The organism is Sphingobium chungangianum (genome assembly GCF_977014255.1).
In genome coordinates, this window is the sequence record NZ_CDRNIV010000003.1 from 91,765 (window position 1) to 111,878 (window position 20,114).

General features: G+C 60.7%; 21 protein-coding genes and 2 pseudogenes. 5 read left to right on the top strand and 18 right to left on the bottom strand.

All coding sequences use genetic code 11. The annotated features are described in order from the left end of the window. Positions 1 to 31 precede the first annotated feature (31 nt). On the top strand, positions 32 to 3,001 hold the full coding sequence (locus ACWNC0_RS04605; protein WP_014072601.1) for a Tn3 family transposase: 2,970 nt from the start codon (positions 32 to 34) through the stop codon (positions 2,999 to 3,001). Between the two features lie 12 nt (positions 3,002 to 3,013). Here the strand turns inward: ACWNC0_RS04605 and ACWNC0_RS04610 are convergent, their stop codons facing one another. The 8 genes from ACWNC0_RS04610 to ACWNC0_RS04645 form a co-directional block, all read right to left on the bottom strand. Then, positions 3,014 to 3,253 carry an SMODS domain-containing nucleotidyltransferase gene (locus ACWNC0_RS04610; RefSeq protein WP_449469949.1) on the bottom strand — a complete coding sequence of 80 codons (240 nt, stop codon included), beginning with the start codon at positions 3,251 to 3,253 and terminating at the stop codon, positions 3,014 to 3,016. A 9-nt stretch (positions 3,254 to 3,262) separates the two neighbouring features. Continuing rightward, positions 3,263 to 3,556 carry a hypothetical protein gene (locus tag ACWNC0_RS04615; RefSeq protein WP_449469950.1) on the bottom strand — a complete coding sequence of 98 codons (294 nt, stop codon included), beginning with the start codon at positions 3,554 to 3,556 and terminating at the stop codon, positions 3,263 to 3,265. Between the two features lie 223 nt (positions 3,557 to 3,779). Continuing rightward, positions 3,780 to 3,959: a hypothetical protein gene (locus ACWNC0_RS04620; protein ID WP_449469952.1), complete on the bottom strand. Its 180-nt coding sequence runs from the start codon at positions 3,957 to 3,959 to the stop codon at positions 3,780 to 3,782. Between the two features lie 47 nt (positions 3,960 to 4,006). Beyond that, a complete protein-coding gene (locus ACWNC0_RS04625) occupies positions 4,007 to 4,360 on the bottom strand; it encodes a DUF488 domain-containing protein (RefSeq protein ID WP_021318864.1) in 354 nt (117 codons plus the stop codon). Then, entirely contained in the window at positions 4,360 to 4,689 is a 330-nt protein-coding gene (locus tag ACWNC0_RS04630) for a hypothetical protein (protein ID WP_449469954.1), read from the bottom strand. The genes ACWNC0_RS04625 and ACWNC0_RS04630 overlap by 1 nt, the downstream gene beginning before the upstream one ends. Positions 4,690 to 4,766: 77 nt before the next feature. Continuing rightward, positions 4,767 to 5,015 (bottom strand): hypothetical protein, encoded by a 249-nt coding sequence (locus ACWNC0_RS04635; RefSeq protein WP_015449313.1) that lies wholly within the window; start codon positions 5,013 to 5,015, stop codon positions 4,767 to 4,769. Positions 5,016 to 5,052: 37 nt separating this feature from the next. Continuing rightward, positions 5,053 to 6,225: a cystathionine gamma-synthase gene (gene metB, locus ACWNC0_RS04640; protein ID WP_449469956.1), complete on the bottom strand. Its 1,173-nt coding sequence runs from the start codon at positions 6,223 to 6,225 to the stop codon at positions 5,053 to 5,055. Positions 6,226 to 6,650: 425 nt separating this feature from the next. Then, positions 6,651 to 7,025, bottom strand: a complete 375-nt coding sequence (locus ACWNC0_RS04645; protein ID WP_449470010.1) for a MarR family winged helix-turn-helix transcriptional regulator — start codon at positions 7,023 to 7,025, stop codon at positions 6,651 to 6,653. Between the two features lie 115 nt (positions 7,026 to 7,140). On the opposite strand from ACWNC0_RS04645, the gene ACWNC0_RS04650 reads away from it, so the two are divergent. From ACWNC0_RS04650 to ACWNC0_RS04660, 3 genes are all read left to right on the top strand, one after another. Then, entirely contained in the window at positions 7,141 to 8,925 is a 1,785-nt protein-coding gene (locus ACWNC0_RS04650) for a chloride channel protein (RefSeq protein ID WP_449469958.1), read from the top strand. A gap of 129 nt (positions 8,926 to 9,054) precedes the next feature. After that, positions 9,055 to 9,435: a response regulator gene (locus ACWNC0_RS04655; RefSeq protein WP_435568550.1), complete on the top strand. Its 381-nt coding sequence runs from the start codon at positions 9,055 to 9,057 to the stop codon at positions 9,433 to 9,435. Positions 9,436 to 9,581: 146 nt separating this feature from the next. Further along, positions 9,582 to 9,857, top strand: coding sequence for a hypothetical protein (locus tag ACWNC0_RS04660; RefSeq protein ID WP_449469961.1), 276 nt, complete (start codon positions 9,582 to 9,584; stop codon positions 9,855 to 9,857). Positions 9,858 to 10,096: 239 nt separating this feature from the next. Here the strand turns inward: ACWNC0_RS04660 and ACWNC0_RS04665 are convergent, their stop codons facing one another. From ACWNC0_RS04665 to ACWNC0_RS04700, 8 genes and pseudogenes are all read right to left on the bottom strand, one after another. After that, complete coding sequence (locus ACWNC0_RS04665) at positions 10,097 to 11,452, bottom strand: efflux transporter outer membrane subunit (protein WP_449469963.1); 1,356 nt, start codon at positions 11,450 to 11,452, stop codon at positions 10,097 to 10,099. Positions 11,453 to 11,498: 46 nt separating this feature from the next. Then, positions 11,499 to 12,397, bottom strand: a pseudogene (locus ACWNC0_RS04670) (efflux RND transporter periplasmic adaptor subunit). A gap of 1 nt (position 12,398) precedes the next feature. Further along, the gene (locus ACWNC0_RS04675) at positions 12,399 to 12,623 is read right to left on the bottom strand and encodes a DUF1656 domain-containing protein (protein ID WP_008828027.1); all 225 of its coding nucleotides are present in this window, start codon (positions 12,621 to 12,623) and stop codon (positions 12,399 to 12,401) included. Next, positions 12,620 to 14,695 (bottom strand): annotated as a pseudogene (locus tag ACWNC0_RS04680) (FUSC family protein). The gene ACWNC0_RS04675 and the pseudogene ACWNC0_RS04680 overlap by 4 nt, the downstream one beginning before the upstream one ends. A gap of 145 nt (positions 14,696 to 14,840) precedes the next feature. Further along, the gene (locus tag ACWNC0_RS04685) at positions 14,841 to 15,110 is read right to left on the bottom strand and encodes a hypothetical protein (RefSeq protein ID WP_100239764.1); all 270 of its coding nucleotides are present in this window, start codon (positions 15,108 to 15,110) and stop codon (positions 14,841 to 14,843) included. A gap of 402 nt (positions 15,111 to 15,512) precedes the next feature. Then, a complete protein-coding gene (locus ACWNC0_RS04690; RefSeq protein ID WP_275504688.1) occupies positions 15,513 to 15,830 on the bottom strand; it encodes a hypothetical protein in 318 nt (105 codons plus the stop codon). 173 nt (positions 15,831 to 16,003) lie between these two features. Beyond that, complete coding sequence (locus ACWNC0_RS04695; protein WP_020820542.1) at positions 16,004 to 16,444, bottom strand: DUF934 domain-containing protein; 441 nt, start codon at positions 16,442 to 16,444, stop codon at positions 16,004 to 16,006. Further along, positions 16,437 to 18,071, bottom strand: coding sequence for a nitrite/sulfite reductase (locus ACWNC0_RS04700; RefSeq protein WP_100239765.1), 1,635 nt, complete (start codon positions 18,069 to 18,071; stop codon positions 16,437 to 16,439). Before ACWNC0_RS04700 ends, ACWNC0_RS04695 begins: the two co-directional genes overlap by 8 nt. A gap of 225 nt (positions 18,072 to 18,296) precedes the next feature. Between ACWNC0_RS04700 and ACWNC0_RS04705 the strand changes: the two genes are divergently transcribed. Continuing rightward, the gene (locus ACWNC0_RS04705; protein WP_008828736.1) at positions 18,297 to 18,740 is read left to right on the top strand and encodes an Rrf2 family transcriptional regulator; all 444 of its coding nucleotides are present in this window, start codon (positions 18,297 to 18,299) and stop codon (positions 18,738 to 18,740) included. 28 nt (positions 18,741 to 18,768) lie between these two features. Here ACWNC0_RS04705 and ACWNC0_RS04710 read toward each other — a convergent pair whose 3' ends face one another. Next, positions 18,769 to 19,254 carry a DUF6306 domain-containing protein gene (locus ACWNC0_RS04710; protein WP_449469966.1) on the bottom strand — a complete coding sequence of 162 codons (486 nt, stop codon included), beginning with the start codon at positions 19,252 to 19,254 and terminating at the stop codon, positions 18,769 to 18,771. Further along, positions 19,251 to 20,099: a LysR family transcriptional regulator gene (locus ACWNC0_RS04715; RefSeq protein WP_054435103.1), complete on the bottom strand. Its 849-nt coding sequence runs from the start codon at positions 20,097 to 20,099 to the stop codon at positions 19,251 to 19,253. The genes ACWNC0_RS04710 and ACWNC0_RS04715 overlap by 4 nt, the downstream gene beginning before the upstream one ends. Between the last annotated feature and the right edge of the window lie 15 nt (positions 20,100 to 20,114).

Sequence of the window (20,114 nt, forward strand, 5' to 3'; positions counted from 1 at the left end):
ATTTTGTTATTCGCCTCAGCGGGAGAGCAAAATGGCACGACGCCGACTTCTGACCGGAGACGAGCGCCGGCGCCTGTTCGATCCTCCTGTCCAAGAAACCGCGATCATTGGGCATTATACCCTTTCTGCGGAAGATGTTGAATTGGTTGGGCGCCGCTATGGTCCAGCAAATCGCCTCGGTCTGGCTGCACAAATCGCTTTGATGCGACATCCCGGCTTTGGTCTGCAACCCGAGATCGGGCTTCCCGACGTCATTCTTCAGTACCTCGCGGCACAGTTATTCGTCGATCCTTCCTCCTTCTCTGCATATGGTCAGCGCGCGCAAACCCGTACCGATCATGCCGATCTCGTGGCGCGTTATCTTGGCATACGCCCGTTTCGACGCGGCGACCTGGCACTTGCCCTGAATCTTGCCGCGCAAGCCGCCGAGTATACAGACAGAGGTGAACCGATTGTTCGCGCCCTCATGGTTGGCCTGAAGGGTGAGCGGTTCATTCTTCCGTCAGGCGACACACTGGAACGCGCCGGTCTTGCTGGCCGGGCACGCGCACGCAAAGCTGCCGCAGCCGCAATCGTCGAAGGCCTCAGCTCTGCTGAACTGACACGGCTAGACGAACTCGTAATCAACAACCCGGATTTCGGCATGACACCGCTGGCGTGGTTGCGTAATTTCGAAGAAGCCCCGACTGCGGCCAATATCAATGGCTTGCTTGAGCGCCTGCGCTATGTTCGCGGCATAGGTATCCACCCGGTAGTTGGGGGCGCCATTCCGGAATTCCGCTTTGCCCAATTTGTCCGCGAGGGCGGCGTGGCACCGGCATTCCTGCTTTCGGATTACAGCGTCAATCGCAGGCGGGCGACGTTGACGGCCGCAGTGATCGACCTTGAGGCCAGACTTGCCGATGCCGCGATCCAAATGTTTGACCGACTTATCGGCGGCATGTTCACGCGCGCGCGGCGTGGGCGCGAGCGTCGCTACCAAGATAGTATTCAGTCGGTGGGGCAACTCATGCGGCTGTTTGGCGCCACGATTACAGCACTTGATGAGGCTGTCCAGAATGGCGGCGATCCGCTCGAATTGATTGACGAAGCGGTGGGCTGGCACCGGCTTGTTGCGGCAAAGGCCCAAGTAGATGCCCTTGCTGATCTTGCCGGCGAGGACGCACTGGTAACGGCAACCGAGCGTTACGCCACGCTACGGCGTTTCAGCCCGGCATTTCTGGACGCCTTCACCTTCAAGGCGTCTGGAACAGGGACGGCACTGATCAAAGCCATCGATGTCATTCGCGATGCGAACACACGAAAGTCGCGCGACCTTCCCGATGGCGTTCCACTGCCATTCCCCAATCGGCAGTGGAAGCGTCTCATCACCGAAAGCGGCCGTATCGACCGCCGACGTTATGAAATTGCGATCATGGCAACCTTGCGTGATCGTTTGCGCGCCGGTGATGTATGGATCGAGGGAACCCGCAACTATCAGCGCTTCGATGCCTATTTGCTGGGTCGGCGCGACGCCGCCAAAGTGGCGGATGTGCTTCCGTTCGATTCAAATGCTGCATCCTACCTCGCTGACCGGGCACGAAATCTTGACTGGCGGCTGCGCCGATTTGCCAAGCAGTTGAAAACAAACAAGCTTGAGGGAGTGTCGCTCGAACGAGACCGGCTCAAGCTTCAGCAAATGCCGCCTGTCACCCCACCGGAAGCTGAAGCCCTCGATCGCAAGCTCGATACCCTGCTTCCCCGCGTGCGCATCACCGAGCTGCTGCTTGAAGTCGCCGAACGCACTGGTTTTTTGAACGCATTCCGTGACCTGCGCTCAGGCAAGGAGCACGACAACCCCAGCACGGTACTCGCCGCAATTCTGGCTGATGGCACCAACCTCGGGCTGGAGCGGATGGCCAATGCCAGCGAAGGCGTCAGCTATGCCCAACTCGCATGGACCCACAACTGGTATCTTTCACCCGAGAACTATCAGGCCGCGCTGGCCATGATCATCTCAGCCCATCACGAATTACCCTTCGCGCGGCATTGGGGCGCTGGCACCAGTTCGTCGTCCGATGGCCAGTTCTTCCGGTCGGGGCGGAGCCGTTCAGGGGCGGCGGACGTCAATGCCAAATATGGCGCCGAACCTGGCGTGAAAATCTATTCTCACCTTTCCGATCACTTCGCATCATTCGGATCACGGATCATGTCCGCGACGGCAGGTGAAGCGCCTTACGTGCTCGACGGGCTTGTCCTGGGCGCCGGCAACCTTCCGTTGCATGAGCACTATACCGATACCGGCGGCGCCACCGATCATGTTTTCGCACTCTGCCACCTACTCGGGTTCCGCTTCGCGCCACGGCTGCGCGATATTGGCGACCGCAAGCTGGGTTCGATCGCTGCGCCATCGACATACAAGGGCATCGAAAATCTGATGGGCCGCACCATCAAAACGGCAGCGATCGAGGCCGATTGGGATGACATCGTCAGGATTGTCGCCTCAATCAAGGATGGCACGGTGGCGCCGTCAGTAATCTTGCGAAAACTTGCCGCCTACAAACGCCAGAACAGGCTGGATTTTGCATTGGCTGAACTGGGCCGTATCGAGCGCACTTTGTTCACGCTCGATTGGCTTGAACAACCGGAACTGCGACGTGCCTGTCAGGCCGGTCTCAACAAAGGCGAGGCGAGGCACACGCTTGCCGCCGCCATCTATACCAACCGGCAGGGTCGGTTCACCGATCGCTCGCTGGAAAATCAGGAATTTCGCGCATCTGGGCTGAACCTGCTGATTGCGGCGATTTCCTACTGGAACACGGTCTATCTCGACCGGGCCGCCCAGCACCTCAACGCTGTCGGCACGACGTTCGATGCGGCACTGCTTGCGCACCTTTCTCCGATGGGCTGGGCGCACATCAGTCTGACCGGCGATTACCTCTGGGAGCAGGCCAGGCGACTTCCAGCAGGTGAATTCCACCCACTCAACGAGCCAATGGCGCGGTTGAAGCGTGTAGCGTAGCCCATGTTCCGCTTATGTCCGAGAAATCGTTGTCTGGCGAACAAACCTTGAGGTGACGCCATCAACCGGTTTGATAATCGTGTCGTGCGCCCACGAACCCTGCTCTTCAAACCCACGGACCCGGGGAGACCATTCACATTGGCGGATGAAATTTCTGATCGCTTCCACATTGGATTCAAGCAGATCGATGCGGGTCTGGTTGAGGTTGACGGTCTCTTTGAGAAACGAGGCGAATTGAGAAACCAGCTTCATTATGTCGCCTCAGGCTGCCAGAGCGATGGTCGCGCGCTCCGCACGATTGAAGGCGAAGCCTACCGGTGTGACCGCGCGCGTCCGGAAAAATGCGACCGTATCCGCGTCGAGTTCGACGCGATCCAGAGGGCCAAGCAGCCAGCTCTCCCCATAGATTTCCAGCCAAACCTCTAAGTTGCGTGTCGCCAACCCACCGAGTGCGAGAATATCCTCGGCAGACACAGACGAATGATTGGTCGCCCGCAGGCAGCCATCGATGTCGATGATATGGCGGCCGATCGAGGCCCTGCTTACGCATTTCATCCTATCGTCTCCGATTCGGTTGTCACACCGTTACAATCGGCGATGAGGGTGACAAAAACGGACACCCATGCTCACAATAAGAAAATCGCCGTTCGCAGGACCACGAAGCCAGGTATCCGTCTGTCCGTGCGGACGACTTGGGAACTACGTGAATTCAGGACCGGCGCTGCGCTCAGGCGAAACTGGCGAGGCGACCTGAAGCGTCGATCTCGATCGCGCCACGCTAGGCGCCAGGCACCGCAGCCAGATCTTCTGAACAGTGATCGGTGACGATCAGCTTGGTCCAGAACAGGCATATTGGCGCGGTGACCGGTTTGCCCCAGCCCGCAAGGTCGATACGGGCCTTGACCTCGATCCGGATGCCTTGCAGCCGCTTCGCGCCGTCAGTTGCCCCTCGCCACATGACGTTTCCTATGCGTTCGCCCTTAGCGAACAGATACGTCGCGTTCGTTACCTCACCCCTGCAAGAAACTCCGCCAGGACAGCGGCATGGTTCACCACAGGATCGCGTGCTGCGTAAAGAAGCGTGATGTCCTGCCTTTTTGCGAGGGCGAGCAGCTGCCCAACCACCTCAGTGTTGTGGGTCAACTCGTCACGGTATTTTTGCCGAAAGGCGTCGAAACGCGCGGGATCGTGAGCGAACCATCCTCGCAGGTCCGGGCTGGGTGCGATGTCCTTGAGCCACAGATCGAGAGCCGCGGCCTGGCGAGAGACCCCTCTCGGCCACAACCGATCGACAAGCACGCGACAGCCATCGTCTGGTGCGAGAGGCGCATAGATCCGCTTGATCTGTATCTTGCCCATCAACTGCCTTTCCTAGCTTTGTGTCCGACCCAGGCCGGAGGATCGCTTGCCGGGAAAGATTCGATCGAAGCCTCATCGATCTCATCGATGAGTTTGCCGCTTGCCAACACTTCACGCACTTGGCGCGCGATTTCCAGCTTAAGGCCAGCCAGGATCGAAGCGCTGCGACTGTCATTGGCCGACGTCACGCAGCCGCAGAAGCGTTCGAGCACGACCTCTTCGACAAGCAGATCAAGCGGTCGATCCTCGACGCGGTGACGTTCGGCGATGCGCCGCGCGGCGGCGGCGACCGCTTCGGGATTGATTGGATCATCATATTCATGCGTCATCGGCCCGCTCCGTATTCGCCTAAACCAAAGCCATCCTGGCCGCAGCGATCAGAACATCGAGCCTCAATCCCGACTACTCATCGCGCCAGATTGAACAAGGTCAGCATACCGCCAATCGCGATACCGAAGACCATCATCATGACGCCGGCGATCCGCAGAATATAGGTAAGCGGATCCTCATCCTCATTTCCCGCTCGCAACCGGCTTGCGGGCGGTTTCGGGCGTCCGATAGCTCGCCTGAAGCTCGCCTGCCGGAACGCCATGTTGAAACCGAGCAACACAAGAAGCAGTCCGAAAAAATCCACGAGCCATACATAACCGGGCACATTTCTCTCCTGAAGTTTCCAGGATTGCCGCGCGCGTTCATCCCGCGCATGCCGCCAATCCCTGATCGAGGCCGGCGATCAGATCTTGTTCGGCTTCGAGGCCAATCGAAAGCCGCAGCAGGCTGTCGCTGATGCCCGCTCTTGAGCGCGCCTCCTCGCCCATATCGGCATGGGTCATGGTCGCCGGATGCGCGACCAGGCTCTCGATCCCACCCAGCGATTCCGCGAGCGTGAAATAGCCGACCGCAGCGACAAACCGCCGAACCGCTTCCACCCCTCCTGCGAGTTCAAAGCTCAACATCGCCCCGAAACCGCGCTGCTGGCGTGAGGCGATCCGGTGGCCGGGATGAACGACGAGACCTGGATAGTGGACTTGGGACACCGCCGTATGTCGGTCGAGATATTGCGCGACGATCATCGCGTTGCGCTGCTGCTGCTCCATCCGGGCAAATAGCGTGCGAAGGCCCCGTAAGGTTAGCCAGGCATCAAACGGCGCGCCTGTGCTCCCCACGACATTTGCCCAATTACGCAAATCATCGACCTGCACCGGATCAGCCGCGACAACTGCGCCGCCGATCACGTCGGAATGGCCGTTGAGATATTTGGTCGTGGAATGGATGACATAGTCTGCGCCCAGCGCGATCGGTTGCTGGATAGCCGGTGAAAGAAACGTGTTATCGACGGCAACCGCAGCCCCCGCCGCGCGCGATTTTGCGGCAAGCTCTGCGATATCGACGACCCGCATCAAGGGATTGCTCGGCGTCTCGATAAGCACCAGTGCCGGAATATCCTCCAGCGCGGCGGCAAAGGCGCTCTCGTCCCCCTGATCAACGAACCGGACGACGCAATGCCCTCGGTTCGCGCGCGCCTTCAACAGGCGCATCGTACCGCCGTAGCAATCATGCGGTGCGAGGATAAGATCGCCCGGCCCCATTCTCCCGACGAGAAGATCGAGCGCGGCCATGCCGCTCGCCGTGATGACCGCGCCTGCGCCACCTTCAAGCTTCGCCAGTGCCTGCCCGAGAAGATCGCGGGTGGGATTACCCGCCCGACCATAGTCATAGGAGCGCGGTTGATCGTAGCCGGCAAACTCATAGGTGCTCGAAAGATAAAGCGGCGGAGCGACAGCTCCAAAGGCCACATCGCTGGCAACGCCGTGCGCGGCGGCGACTGTCTGAAGGCGAGATGCCTGATCTTTGGGTTCAGTCATTGAAGCAACGCCCCTCTGTTACTTGAGGTACGATGCCAGATCGGCTGAGTGGCCAGTTTGCGGCCCAAATAATTTTGTAAGTGACCGGCCTGACCGAACTTCGGAAAGACGCCGGCTGCGGCAGGGGGGGCCGCGAGCCGGCATCTAACCTGGTGAAGTAGCCGCTAAACCGAGACGCCTGCGCCGCCGTCCAGCGATGCGGCCACATCCTGCACCGATCGCCATACTCCGTCTGCGTCATGCACTCATCCTCGGTTTCTGGCTCCCTTCCCGCGCTCCGGCCTGCTTTCACAGGATCCTCTCCGGGCGCTGTTGTCGTGAAGCAACTTCACTCTGCAGATCGCGTTGTGCCGATTAGAATACCATAAGACAAATGAATGTTATTTCTGTTTCAATGCATCATAATTGCATTAAATGCTGCTTGCTCATCCCAATTGTTCGAAGATGCCGGTGAAGACCGGCCGCAAGCGCTGAATTTCCTTGCGATGGACAGCCGACAGGGCGTCGAGCAAGGCATAAGCCTTGGGGGTAAGGCGTAGCAGCGCCCGCCTGCGATCGGTAGCAGCCGCCTCGCGCGTAATAAGCGCCAAGGCTTCGAGGCGATTGATCAGGCCCGTGGCGCTATGCGGCTTTAATATCAGACGTTCCGCAACATGGCCGACGGTGGCTTCATCCGGCGGACAGCCCCGGATCGCGAGGAGAGCCTGGTGCTGTTGCGGCGTCAACCCGACTTCGATGGCCTTTTCCTCGCTGAACGCCTGGAAGCGGCGAATGGCGTGGCGAAATGAGGCCAGCGCCATATAGTCGGAATCCCCCAGCAATTTATCCTTTTGCCCCAATTGATCCTCACTGATTGAATTACATCGCAATGCGATATAATGGGCTCGAGCTACTTTTGCAGGATAATATCGATTCATGTCGCTGACACCCCCACGTTCCGTTGAAGGCCACCAACTCGCCGACCATAGTGTCGATCGCCGCATGGTCATGCTGGCGGTCATGGCCGTCGTGGTCGGGACAGGCGGTGCCTTCGGCGCATGGGTGCTGGTCAAACTCATTGCGATTGCCACCAATCTCTTCTGGTTCGGCCGCCTCTCCGCCGATCACTCCGTGATAACCGACGCATCGGTGGGCTGGCTGGTGGTGGTGATTCCAATCATCGGCAGCCTTATCGTGGGTCTGATGGCGCGTTTCGGATCGGACAAGATTCGCGGCCATGGCATTCCCGAGGCGATCGAAACGATCCTCTTCGGCGAGAGCCGACTGTCGCTCAAGGTCGCGCTGCTCAAACCCCTGTCCTCAGCGATCTCGATCGGCAGTGGCGGACCCTTCGGCGCGGAAGGACCGATCATCATGACGGGCGGGGCCATTGGTTCGCTGTTCGCCCAATGCTTCCATCTCAGCGCGGCCGAGCGCAAGACGCTCCTCGTGGCCGGTGCGGCAGCCGGCATGACCGCCATCTTCGGTACGCCGCTCGCGGCGATCTTGCTGGCCGTCGAAGTGCTCCTGTTCGAGTGGAAACCGCGCAGCTTCGTCCCCGTCCTCGTTGCAGCACTTGTTTCCTTCGCCTGGCGTCCGCTTCTGCTCGGATCGGGACCGATGTTTCCAATGGCGGCGATGGCTCCGCAGGAAAGCTGGGCCCTGCTCGCTTCCGGCGGGATCGGCCTCGTCGTCGGTCTTGAAGCCGCTCTACTATCGACATCGCTCTACCGTATCGAGGATCTCTTCCATCGCCTGCCATTCCACTGGATGTGGTGGCCGGCGATCGGTGCGGTGGTCGTTGGTCTGGGTGGTCTCATCGATGCACATGTGCTTGGCGCCGGTTATGCGAGCATCGAGGCTCTCCTCAATGGCTCGCTATCGCTCCGGGTCGTTGCTGCGCTCCTCGTCGTGAAGGCCATCGTCTGGTTGGTCGCGCTGGGGTCGGGCACGTCTGGCGGCGTTCTTGCCCCGCTCCTCATCCTGGGCGGCGCAGCCGGCTTCCTGCTCGGGCAGTTCCTGCCCGGCGATCCGGGGTTCTGGGCCATGATCGGCATGGCGGGAATCATGAGCGGCGCGATGCGTGCGCCGATGACCGGCGCGATCTTCGCGGTCGAACTCACCGGGCACTTCAGCGCCATCCCATGCACGATCGCGGCTGCGGGCGGCGCCTATGCCATCAGCGTGCTGCTGATGCGGCGATCGATCCTCACCGAGAAAATCGCGCGGCGCGGACGGCATATCCTGCAGGAATATACGGTCGATCCGCTCGACCTCATCCAGGCCGGTCAGATCATGACGCGCGATCCGGCGACCCTACCGGGCACGATGACCGTGGAGGCGGCGGTATCCTTCTTCGCAACCAAAGCCGTGCATCGCAGCTATCCGGTGACCGACCCGCAAGGAAGATTGCTGGGTCTCGTCTCTCGCACCGATGCCCTGCGCTGGCAGGGCGACCGCGACGACGATCAAACGCCGCTCATCGACGCCATCTCGGACGCAGCACAGCCCGTTGCCTATCCCGATACGCCCACCGGCGTCGTCGCCGATCTCATCGTCGAATCCGGCATCGGCCGCATTCCGATCATCGAGTCCGGAACCAGGCGCGTGCTCGGCATCCTTTCGCGCCAGGATCTGCTCAAGACCCGCAGCGCGAACCGCCATGCCGAACTTGGTCGCTCACGCCATCTCGGAACAAAACCCCAACCACGCACGCAGTAGAACGGCCTAGAATCGGTTAGTTACGACCTGCGCGGACTGGACCGGGTAACCAACCCGCACCCATTTTCGTTCGTATTGCGATACAATCTCCTGCCGCGGCATCGGAAAAGGAGGAACGGGGGACGTCGCATGTCGGACGCCAAGGTGCTGCTGCTGGTCGAGTACGAGCGGCTTATCCTGTGGACGCTGCAGGAGATGCTAGAATTCGGCGGATACGTGGTCATCGCCGCGACCTGTGGGGTGGATGCCATCACCATTCTCGATAGCCGTCATCCTGAAATCGCCGGAGTGGTCACCGATGTGAGGCTTGGGGTGGGTCCCAACGGATGGGAGGTATCGTGGCGCGCCCGAGAACTGCAACCGGATATTCCTGTGGTGCATGCATCAGGAGATAGCGCCGCAGAATGGCCGCTTTATGGTGTTCCCAAAAGTATCATGGTTCCCAAGCCATACGGAACGTCGCAAATGCTGACGGCGATCTCGTCCGTTCTTATATCGTCGACGCCCTGAGCGTCTCGTCGCCAGTCCTTACAAACGACCTGCGTTTTCGAGATCGAGAGCGCTGAGAAGCGCGGCGGCATCACAACAAATTTCTTGATGGAAAACTTCAATATCTTGCGGTTTTGCGTTGGCTCGATCCCGCTAGAAGGCACAATATGTGTAAACCTCTTCTCGCGCTCGTCGCGCTGCTTTTGATCCCGTCTGAACTCGAGGCGAAGGACGAGGCAAAGCCGTCATTGCAATTCACCGTTCTCGAAGACGACTATCAGTGGAACAATGACATCGAGAAGGCACGCACCACTCTTGCCCGGGAGATTCCGCCAGGCACGTCCTTCTGGAGCGCGCTCGACGTCCTTGAAGAGGCTGGCGCGCATTGCACGGGCGATCGGCAAGATCCGAGATCGCGCGTTGTGTCTATTCCGACTGGATGATGGTGCATGACTACTACCGAGCCAATTTTTACTGGACGGCGGTCGTCCGCCTCGACGATGGCAAGGTGGGGAGCCTCACGCTCGATCGCACCGTCGAGGAGAAATGAGCGGGAACCGGGTTCGGCATCACCGAATTTGTACTGCGGTCTTCGGTCAGCGAATCCTGGAAGGCTGCGCGCACGCGCCAGCAGCAAACGTGGCAGCCCAGGTTCTGACGGCAGAGGAAATCACATCGCGTCTCAGTTGGTCCATCCCCCGCCAAGTGTGAGGAACAGCGTAATCTGATCGTCATTGATCGCCGCGCGCGCCTCGGCCGCCGCCTGATCCGCCGCGATCCGATCACGTTCAGCCTCGAGCGCGGGCAACGCGGCGATCTTGCCTCCACGCCGCAACCGGCCTATCCGCATCGCTGCTCGCATGGCATCTTCGGATGCACGATCCAGGCTTTCCTGCTGCTCAAGCCCAGCTTGATAATTGGTCAGCGCCGTCTCAACCTCTCGCAACGCCTTGATCACCGCGCCGTCAAACGCGGCGAGGTCGCCGCGACTTTGGGCCTCAGTTGCCACAATGCGGGCGCGAACGGCATGTCGGTTGAGCGTCCAACTGATCAGCGGCCCGAGACCAAAACGGTTGGTAAGCGGTGACAGGAAATCGGCGGCAGCCCCCGTGGAGCCGATCGATGCCCCCAGGCGGATGTCTGGATAGAGATCCGCCGTGGCGACGCCGATCCGCGCCGTCGCCGCGGCGAGCCGGCGCTCGGCCATGCGGATGTCGGGCCGACGCTTGAGCAGCGCGGCACCGTCGCCAACGGGGATCATGCGTGTCAGCGCAAGCGGGGCATGGCACGCCAACAGGCCGGGGTCCGCGTCGCTCGGCATGCGACCGGCCAGCGCTGTGGCACGGAAAAGGGCGTTGCGTTGGCGCGCCACCAATTGTGGGAGCCGGGCCTGGCTCGCTTCGAGCAACGCTTGTCGCCGGTCCAGTTCATAGGGTGCCGCGCGTCCATGCGACACCATGATCCGGGTTAATCGAACACTTTGCTCTAGGACAGCAATCGCACGACCCAACACATCGCGCTGATAGCCCGCGTTACAGATGTCGGCATAGGCGCGCGCCGTCTCGGCCGCGACGGTCACACGCACCAGATCGCGCGCCGCCACGGCAGCGTCGGCATCGGCACTTGCTGCCTCGATCCCGCGCTTTATTCCGCCGAACAGATCGAGATCATAGCTGGCCCCGATGCCCATATTGTAGATTTGCCGCGTCGGCGGCTTCACATGGCTCAACTCGGCTTCCGCCGAGCGCTGGGCCCAGCTTGTTTCGGCGTTCGCGCTGCCCTGAATTTCCCGGCCCGCATTGCGCTGGTCGAGCAAGGCCAGACTGCGTTCGAGATTGGCCTCGGCCACTCGCAGATCCGTATTGGCGGCGAATGCCTGTTCGATCAGCCGGTCGAGGGTCGGGTTCTCGTAGAGCCGCCACCAATGATCGGGCAGCGGTTCCTGCGTCGTGGCCGCGCCTATCGACTGAAACGCGCCTTGCGCCGCAGGTGCCTTCACCATCGCGGCGTCAGGCACATGATAATCGGGTCCGACCACCGTGCAGCCGCCAGGGCGGCTGCAGCCGCCAGCACCAGCGCGCGCCTTACCATGGCAGGCTCCGGTGCACGCTGCGCCCATCATCGCGCGGATGAACGACAACCGTGGCCGTCTGGCCCGGAATCATCCGTACATTAGGCGGTATTCTATCAATCGTGACACGCACGGGAATGCGCTGCGCGAGGCGAACCCAGGTGAAGGACGGGTTTACATTAGCCAGTTGCCCGTCGGTTCCGGCCCGCTCGCGATCCTCGACACCGCCCGCAATGCTCTGAACATGCCCCTCGATCTCGTCAGCAACGCCCATCAGGTAGATGCTTGCACGGTCGCCGACGCGGATCGCCGGCAATTTTGTTTCCTCAAAATAACCTTCCACCCGGAGCGAGTGGTCATAGACGAGCGCTAACGCGGCTTTGCCGGCCGTCAGATAGACCCCGGGCTGGAGCGACATGTTGGACACGGTCCCGTCCACCGGTGCACGCACGATGGTTCGTTCCAGATTGAAGCGGGCCAGGTCGCGCGCTGCCACCGCCTGACCAATCGTCGCCCGCAGTCCTTCGACCCGCGCCGTGCCTTGTTCGATCACTTCAGCGGCGATCACTTCGGGCATGGCCCGGTTGCGCCGATCCTCACGGACAGCTTGCGCGAGCGCGGTGCGCTGGCTTGCCACGTTGGCCTCGGCCTGTTCCAGCGCAAGCCGGTAGCGCGGACGGTCGATGATGAAGAGTATCTCGCCCTTTCGGACCTTCTGATTGTCGGCGACCTTCACCTCGGTGACGAGCCCACTGACATCGGCGGCCACCGGCACCATGTCCGCGCGCACCTTGCCATCACGCGTGACCGGCTCGACCTGATAGCGCAGCCACAGTGCATATATCCCCCCAGAACTACGAGTATGACAAGGAGCGTGGCGAGCGATCGCAGGAGATTTTGTCGGTGCAACATGTCAAGACGCGACCCATCGGTAGAGGAAACTATCGGCGAGCGCGCTCAGGCCCCACCACAGCAGAATGAAGAGAGCGAGCTCGAGCAGGCTTGGGTGCCAGAGCAGTCGATAGCCCGGCAGGCGCTGCAGGAGCCCGCGCACAATATAGACGAGCACCGCGGCCAGCACGCCCCAGGCGAGCGCCGCCGGCATATAAATGCCGAGCACATTTATCTCCTCGATCATGCGCTTTCCCCAGCTCTTGATGAAACGATATGGGGCGCAGCGGCAGTCGGGAAGAGATTGCAGCGCATCCCTACCAGCGCCCGCAAGGCAGGCCGGCGATGCTCATCGAGCGGCAGGCTGAGAAGCGCTTCCAAGGCCCGGTCGATCGGATCGAGCAAGCCGGGCGGCGGAGCATCCGCATTGCCATGGCGCCAGCGATCCCCATAAAACACCGCCAGCACGGCAAGTACCGCGCCCAGGCGGTGCCGCACGTTATGCGGGACATGAGACAGCGCCCGGCGGATCGGAATAATGTTGCGGCCGATCCTGAGGTCCGCCAGACCGTCAGCGGCACGGAGTCTATCGCCGGCGGGCGCCACCGCCATGCGTGCAGCCACCTGCCCGAGCCGATCGACCGCTCTTGCCGTCCAGCGGTCCGGACGGAACGGCCGACGAATGTCCGCAAGTAGGGCCAGTTCACCCCAGTTCGCGCGCAGGATACGCCGGGCGGTCCACAGGACATTGGCCGATCGGAACATGCGGGTGACGGCAAGCGTCGCTACAATTCCACCCAGCTGGGCCAACCCCGTGTTGATGAACAGTGCAAAATCCGCCTGAAAACGCGCGAGAAAGCCCATGGCGACAATGAAGCAGGAGAACATCGGCAATGCCTGCGGCGAACGTGCGGGATCGGCCTGGATATAGCCCATCCACAGCAAGGCTGGCGCCAGGGTGACGATCAGCATTTCATAGCCATCGACCCGGGGCAGGATCACGAAAAGATAGAGGGCCGCCAACGGAAAGGTCTTGAGCGTCGCCACGAGATAGCGACCGATCACCGGCGCGGGATCGTCCTGTGCGGCAAAAGAACAGGTAATGAGCGCGGCAAAGGCCGCGGTCGCCGATCCATTAGGCCAGGCGAGCAGGATCCAGACGGCGCAATAGAGCCCGATTGCCGTGGCGGTCGCCAGGCCCGCGAGCGCAGCGACGCCATGATCGCGGGCAAGCGAAAAGGATTCTGCGGCAAGAATTTTAGCGCTGGGCCGACCCGGTGACCCGATCCTGTCCGCCAGCCTTCGAACTCGCGGCCAATGCGGTCAGGAACTCGGCGATGCGGATGCAGGCGCTCGCGGTCAGCAGGTCGTTCCAGTCGCCGCGCGCCTCAGCGGCAGCCGCCAGCGCCTCGCACCGCCGCACCAGCGATCCCACCCGGTGCAGCTCGCTTTGCTCATCATCCAGCCAGTCGGTGACGTCGGCCAGCAAAGCTTCGAGCTCCGGGGGGAGATCGCCAGCTTCGCGAAGGCGGTCGAGCCGGTTCGCCGCAGCCGAGGCAAGTGGCAGGACGGTGGCGAGCTGCTGTTGCAAGGCCGTAACCCGTCGCCGGGTCGCGGGAGCCCAGCGCTGATCGAACGGCAAATGGACCGCGATCATGCCGAGTTCGGTGACGTCCGCCGCCAGTGCGCGGCGATGCGCGTCCTCGAGACGGGTATGTTGACTGCCAAGCGCCTCTGCGGTCCAGCGGCGGGCGTGACCCAAAAAAGATTGGACACGGGCGCGAATAGCCGGCGTCGCACTCCAGGGTTGGAGCAGCGCATGAACCGCCGTCACGCACAGGATAGCAACCGTCATCTCCTGCACCCTCGCGGCCGTGGTTTCGAAAATATTCCCCGGATCATCGAGATACGGAAAGCTGATCACCGCTGAGCTGAACGCCGCCATCTGGAACAGGAAAGCACGCGGGGTGCGATCAAGAACCGCAAGATAGATGCAGAAACCTGTCCAGGCCGCGAGGCACAAGACCAGAAGTTCGGGCGAGTTCTGCAAGTTGGGAACGAGCAGGATCGTGACAGCGGCACCGGTTAGTATGCCGCCCAGACGGTAGAGAACCTTGGGCCGAAAGGCACCGGCCATGGGTTGAGCGGTAACGTATACCGTCAACATAGCCCACCAGGGCGCGGCAAACTGGCTGAGAAGGCTATGGCCAACGTAGCGGCTGCCGCCAGCAAGCTGCTGAGCGAGAAGAGCAGCTTCTGGGGGTCAACCACCAAGGGAGAGGCTGGCAGGCGTTTCCCGCCTGCAAACGCAACAAGCATCACTGACAACCATGACAAACGGGATTGTCACGATCGACAGCGACCGTGGTCATTACCTCCCATGGATATGAGAAAGCTCTTTAACCGAGCCAGCGCCCTAAACCGTAAATCAAAATATTAATGGATAAGCGCAAATATTTTGCGTTTAATTCTTTCTTGTGGACGCGCGCGAATTGGTGCCCTGGTCTGTCTTGTTCGAACCATCAGACATGTCCTGCCCTTTGCCCGACACAAAGAATGCGGCGATCGGTACGGCGAGGAAAATCAGCAGCATAGTCTGCTCCTCACTGAGGAGGCGATATTCGCTGAGGCAATAGAGAGCAAAGGCGAGCCCAGCGAACAGAAGCGTCCACAGAGCCCGCGACCATGTAAAAACGGCCTGTGTAGCAGGGTCGCCCGACATAAACCTCTTCATGCGGCATCCTCTCCTGTCGATGCTCGCTCGCAACCAGCTATCTTCATGGTTTGATAGAAGCAGGGTGAAAGAATGCGCACTGCGTCGCAAACGAATGTTTTTGCAGGTTAAGCGCAAAAACTCTGAGGTCGCGCAAACGGGGCATCAGCATAGCACGCAGGGGCGTTCGCAAAGCGAGAGTAGGAAGCGCCTATTCGTCCGCTATCAACTGAGGAGTTGGCGCTTTCAAAGCCGCTTCGATCAGGCGACGCACCTTCCCTCGGCGTGCTACGTCCGAACCCCCAGCTGCAGCGGCTTCACGCCGGGCTCGTCGAACGAAACTGCGCATTTCAGCAAAGCTCGGCCGTCTATTCTGGCCTAGAACCGCGATGAGGGCAGGATAGATCCAGATCTGCGTTGCCATCAGTGCTTTCCTTTAGAGAGGGCGGAGCGGCCCGGCTTGGTATCGCGCGAAGATCCTCCATCCCGTTCTTCCCGGCCTACCAGATAGAGCAGGCCTGCCCCAACCAGAGCGAACACGGTGGCCATCTTCACGAACTCACTTTGCCCTAACGCAGCCAGCCAGGTGCCACCGACTATGATGAGCAGAAAAGCCGCGCCCCAGCGCGGATGATGAACGCGGGTGGCCAGCCACCAAGCCAGACAGGACAGCGATATCGCGACCAGCAAGCTGCCCAACGTCAGGCCGACAGCCGTGACCAGGATTTGCAACATCGGCATATCTGCCTCCATCGACATCCCCTCCGCGCCCTTCGTTCCAATATATCGTGTTGCGATATATTTACAAGGACCCCGCTCATCACTTCCAGCATTCAAGGCACGATGGTCTGGTTAATATATGGTGCGCGCGCCCGGTGCCGAACTACCGTCCAAACCAGAGGAAGGAACTGCCTTCATTCCGTGGCGAATTGGGGATGCCGCAGCGCCCAAATCGGTACTCGCCCATCTGTCGCGGACTGATAGACGTCAGGGTAGCGGCTCAGCGCAGCATCGACGGCACCCGGATGAAAGGGGGCGTCGGGCTCGAAGCTGTCGAAGCCGCAACGCCGCATAAAGAATACGAGATCAATGAGCACGTCACCGATCGCGCGGATTTCGCCTGTGTAGCCCGCCTCGCGCAATATGCTTGCGCTGGAAAAACCACGCCCGTCGCGAAACCGCGGAAAGTCGATCTCGACGAGCCGCACGCGGCCAAGTTCGGGTAACAAGGCGCGGACATCATCGCCCGCCTCGAGAAGCACTGAGGTTGCGTCCTTCTGATTGAGAAACGCATCCAGGGAAACTCCCGGCTCATCCGGTGCCGGATCGTCCCGGAAGCGTAACGGATCACCCATAAATAGCCTCCTTGAACGGATCCATGCCAACGCGGCGATAGCAATCGAGAAAGCGTTCACCTGGCTCGCGAATCTCACGATAGCGTTCGATCGTGCGTTCGACGGCATCGACGATCCCGGTCTCGTCGAAGCCCGGCCCGGTGATCTTGGCCTGCGAAACGTCCTCGGCCCCGGACCCGCCAAGCAGCAACTGGTAGTTCTCTGTGCCCTTACGATCGACACCAAGGATACCGATATGGGCCGCGTGGTGATGACCGCAGGCGTTGATGCAGCCCGAAATCTTGATCTTGAGTTCGCCGAGGTCGAGCTGACGATCGAGATCGGCAAAGCGCTCTGCGATCTGTTGGGCGACGGGTATCGAACGCGCGTTGGCCAGGCTGCAATAATCGAGTCCGGGACAAGCGATGATGTCCGTGACGAGGCCGAGATTGACGCTTGCCAGCCCCGCCGCGTCCAGCGCCTGCCAGACCGCATGAAGATCCCGCTTGCGCACATGGGGCAGCACGAGATTCTGGACATGCGTCGAGCGCAGGTCATCGAAGCTGTAGCGTTCGGCAAGGTCGGCCACGAGCTCCATCTGCTCGGCTGAAATGTCGCCGGTTATACCCCCGTCGGGTTTGAGGCTGATATTGACGATGGCATAACCGGGCGCCTTATGTGCGGCGACCTGGCGATCGACCCATAGCGCGAAGTCGGGATCGGAGCGGTCGAGCTCCTCGGAAAGCCCGGTCTCGAACGGCGGCGGGTCAAAATGGGCGGCAATCCTGTCATACTCGGCCTGCGGAAAATCCCGGCCCAGCGTCAGGATGTGCTCGAACTCCATCTCCACCTGACGGCGGAACTCTTCTTCCCCCAGTTCATGAACAAGGATCTTCATCCTCTGCTTGTGGATGTTGTCGCGCCGCGCATGCCGGTTCCACACCCGCAGGATCGCCTGGATATAGGAAAAGATCTGGCCTGCCGGACAGAACGTCCTGATCGGGAAAGCGATAATCGGCGTGCGCCCCATACCGCCGCCAGCATAGACCTCGAACCCCTGCTCACCGCTCTCGTTCTTGATGATGCGCAGTGCACAGTCGTGCCAGCGCAGCGCGGCACGGTCTTCCTGCGCGGCGATCACTGCGATCTTGAACTTGCGCGGCAGATAACTGAATTCTGGATGGAACGTCGTGGCCTGGCGGATCAGTTCGGCCCAGGGCCGCGGATCGCATATCTCGTCGGGAGCAGCTCCAGCATAATGATCCGCCGACAGGTTGCGAATGCTCTCGCCGCTCGTCTGGATGGCGTGCATTTCCACCGTCGCGAGCTCAGCGAGGATGTCGGGCGCATCCGCCAGTTTGATCCAGTTATATTGGATGTTCTGTCGTGTCGTGAAATGACCGTAGCCTCGGTCATATTTGCGCGCGATATGCGCCAGCTTGCGCATTTGCCGCGAATTGAGCGTGCCGTAAGGCACCGCTACGCGCAGCATATAAGCGTGCAGTTGCAGGTAGAGCCCATTCTTGAGCCGCAGAGGCTTGAACTGGTCTTCGCTGAGATGGCCTTCGATCCGACGGCGCGTCTGGTCGCGAAACTCTTCGACCCGGGCATCGACCATGGCCTGATCATACTCGTCGTATTTGTACATATCAGCCTCTCACGCCCAAGGGGACATCAGGATGGCATCACGAGCACTCATGCACAAAATGACTTTTAATGCAGCGATCCATCAAAATAATTGCTCGATAAGGCCGGTCGCTGCAGGCCAACAACCATGGGCCGATCGTTGCAAGCCGGCTCGAGGGCGATCCCGGCCTTAACATGTCTGTGACATACAGGTATGGTGTTGCAGATTGGTTCTCGGGAGTTCTGCGTGCGGCTGACACGCTACACGGATTATTCACTGCGGGTCTTGATTCACCTGGCCCTTCACGAAGAGCGCCTGTGTTCGATCGGCGAAATCGCGCGGGCTTATGATGTCTCCCACAATCACCTGATGAAGGTCGTCAACGCCCTGGCGCACGACGGCTTCATCGAAACCGTTCGCGGTCGCGCCGGCGGCATGCGTCTCGCCCGACCAGCGGATGAGATCACCGTCGGCGAGGTCGTCCGCCGCACCGAGGAAGGCTTCCAACTCGCAGATTGTTCCGGGTGTGCGCTGTCTCCCGCATGTGGACTGACCGGCGTGCTGGCGCAAGGCATGCAGGCGATGATGGCGGTATTCGATACCTACCGGATTTCCGATCTCCTGTCCGATCGTGAGGCCATGAAGCGGCTGATTAACCGCCAATCACCGCTCGGCGTCGGCATGGACTAAATGATACAGCTGCGGATTTCCGCGCAGGTCAATGCTCCGCTTCAAGATGCGCTGCGGCGCGATCGATGTTGACCCGATGGCTCTCGAGCATCTCGCGAAGATCGGCATGCAATGCCTCGTCACGAACCCTAGGGGTCAGAGATTCCAGTTTGCGAACCACCCAGGCTTGTCCGCGGTTGAGAAAGGCGAGCCTTTCAAGCGGATCAGGGATTGCCAACGCCTTCTTGTAAAAGGCGCCGGTCTTGCGTGAGGGCGCTGCGCCCAATCGCCTGATCTGCCTCGAGAGCATCGCGCACCAACGTGCTTCGTCGGCACGGACCGATCGCATCAGTTCGGCGTAGTCGGGATCGTTCGCCGACTTGGTGCTGGCGAGCGCGACGCGGGCGCCGGCCCGTTCGGCTTCCAGCAGTTGGTGGAGCGCCGCGAGGATCTCCTCGCGACCGGCAAAGCCCATGTAAATGTCATCGGCTTCGCTGGCGTAACAAACGGGCGAGGATGGTTCGTTCACGGTCATGCTGTAATCGCCGCGGCCGCCTTGAGGCCGGCACGAATGCGGTCCATCACGCCCGGGTCGGCCTTTGTGCTGTGGACGACATAGGCCGAGTACGAAAATTCAGGACTTCCGGGGACGAGAGCGAGGCGGCCTTCCTCGAGATAGGAGCGGATGAAGCCTTTGCGAAAATAGCCGCTACCCCCTGTCGCCAGGATATAATCGAGCGCGAGCGGACCATAGCTTATCGAAACGACGGCGTTAGGCTGATCCGGGAAAGCGGCGTGATAGCTCCCGGCAAACTCCTCACCCCAATCGATCTGAACATGATCTTCCGGTGCGAGAGGGCTGCTGGTTGGCGTGGTCCGCACCAGGACCAACTTTTCCTCGAACAAGAGTTCGGCGATGATCCCCGGACGGCTCGGCGCGGCATAGAGCACCGCCATATCGAGTGAGCCATCCTGGACCTGCTCCATCAGGCGTTCGGATGTGTCGATATGGGTGCTTACCGCGATTTCCGGACATTCCCGACGCATCCAGAGCAGCCAGTGCCGCAGCAAGGGACTCCACAGACTGAGCTCGGCGCCGACCGTTACCACGGTCTCCCGTCCCGGCGGGAGCGCGACGGCGCGGCGCGCCCGATCCCAGACCTGCACCATGGTGGTTGCAAAGCGCAGAAACTGCTCGCCCGCCGGTGTCAGCTTCGCACCTGCCTTGTTGCGGATGAATACTGGCCGATCGAGCAGGTCCTCAAGCACCCGGATGCGGGCACTGACTGCGGTCTGCGTGAGGTGAAGGTTCGACGCAGCGTTCACAAAACTGCCGGTTTTGACGACTTCCAAGAATGTGCGCGCAACATTGATATCCATAAGCCATCATCCTTG

Bases quoted from the DNA above. Each gene is read 5' to 3' on its own strand.
- ACWNC0_RS04605 (WP_014072601.1), top strand. From the start codon at position 32: ATGGCACGACGCCGACTTCTGACCGGAGACGAGCGCCGGCGCCTGTTC.
- ACWNC0_RS04610 (WP_449469949.1), bottom strand. From the start codon at position 3,253: ATGAAGCTGGTTTCTCAATTCGCCTCGTTTCTCAAAGAGACCGTCAAC.
- ACWNC0_RS04615 (WP_449469950.1), bottom strand. From the start codon at position 3,556: ATGAAATGCGTAAGCAGGGCCTCGATCGGCCGCCATATCATCGACATC.
- ACWNC0_RS04620 (WP_449469952.1), bottom strand. From the start codon at position 3,959: ATGTGGCGAGGGGCAACTGACGGCGCGAAGCGGCTGCAAGGCATCCGG.
- ACWNC0_RS04625 (WP_021318864.1), bottom strand. From the start codon at position 4,360: ATGGGCAAGATACAGATCAAGCGGATCTATGCGCCTCTCGCACCAGAC.
- ACWNC0_RS04630 (WP_449469954.1), bottom strand. From the start codon at position 4,689: ATGACGCATGAATATGATGATCCAATCAATCCCGAAGCGGTCGCCGCC.
- metB (WP_449469956.1), bottom strand. From the start codon at position 6,225: ATGACTGAACCCAAAGATCAGGCATCTCGCCTTCAGACAGTCGCCGCC.
- ACWNC0_RS04645 (WP_449470010.1), bottom strand. From the start codon at position 7,025: ATGGCGCTGGCCTCATTTCGCCACGCCATTCGCCGCTTCCAGGCGTTC.
- ACWNC0_RS04650 (WP_449469958.1), top strand. From the start codon at position 7,141: ATGTCGCTGACACCCCCACGTTCCGTTGAAGGCCACCAACTCGCCGAC.
- ACWNC0_RS04655 (WP_435568550.1), top strand. From the start codon at position 9,055: ATGTCGGACGCCAAGGTGCTGCTGCTGGTCGAGTACGAGCGGCTTATC.
- ACWNC0_RS04660 (WP_449469961.1), top strand. From the start codon at position 9,582: ATGTGTAAACCTCTTCTCGCGCTCGTCGCGCTGCTTTTGATCCCGTCT.
- ACWNC0_RS04675 (WP_008828027.1), bottom strand. From the start codon at position 12,623: ATGATCGAGGAGATAAATGTGCTCGGCATTTATATGCCGGCGGCGCTC.
- ACWNC0_RS04685 (WP_100239764.1), bottom strand. From the start codon at position 15,110: ATGAAGAGGTTTATGTCGGGCGACCCTGCTACACAGGCCGTTTTTACA.
- ACWNC0_RS04690 (WP_275504688.1), bottom strand. From the start codon at position 15,830: ATGCCGATGTTGCAAATCCTGGTCACGGCTGTCGGCCTGACGTTGGGC.
- ACWNC0_RS04695 (WP_020820542.1), bottom strand. From the start codon at position 16,444: ATGGGTGATCCGTTACGCTTCCGGGACGATCCGGCACCGGATGAGCCG.
- ACWNC0_RS04700 (WP_100239765.1), bottom strand. From the start codon at position 18,071: ATGTACAAATACGACGAGTATGATCAGGCCATGGTCGATGCCCGGGTC.
- ACWNC0_RS04710 (WP_449469966.1), bottom strand. From the start codon at position 19,254: ATGACCGTGAACGAACCATCCTCGCCCGTTTGTTACGCCAGCGAAGCC.
- ACWNC0_RS04715 (WP_054435103.1), bottom strand. From the start codon at position 20,099: ATGGATATCAATGTTGCGCGCACATTCTTGGAAGTCGTCAAAACCGGC.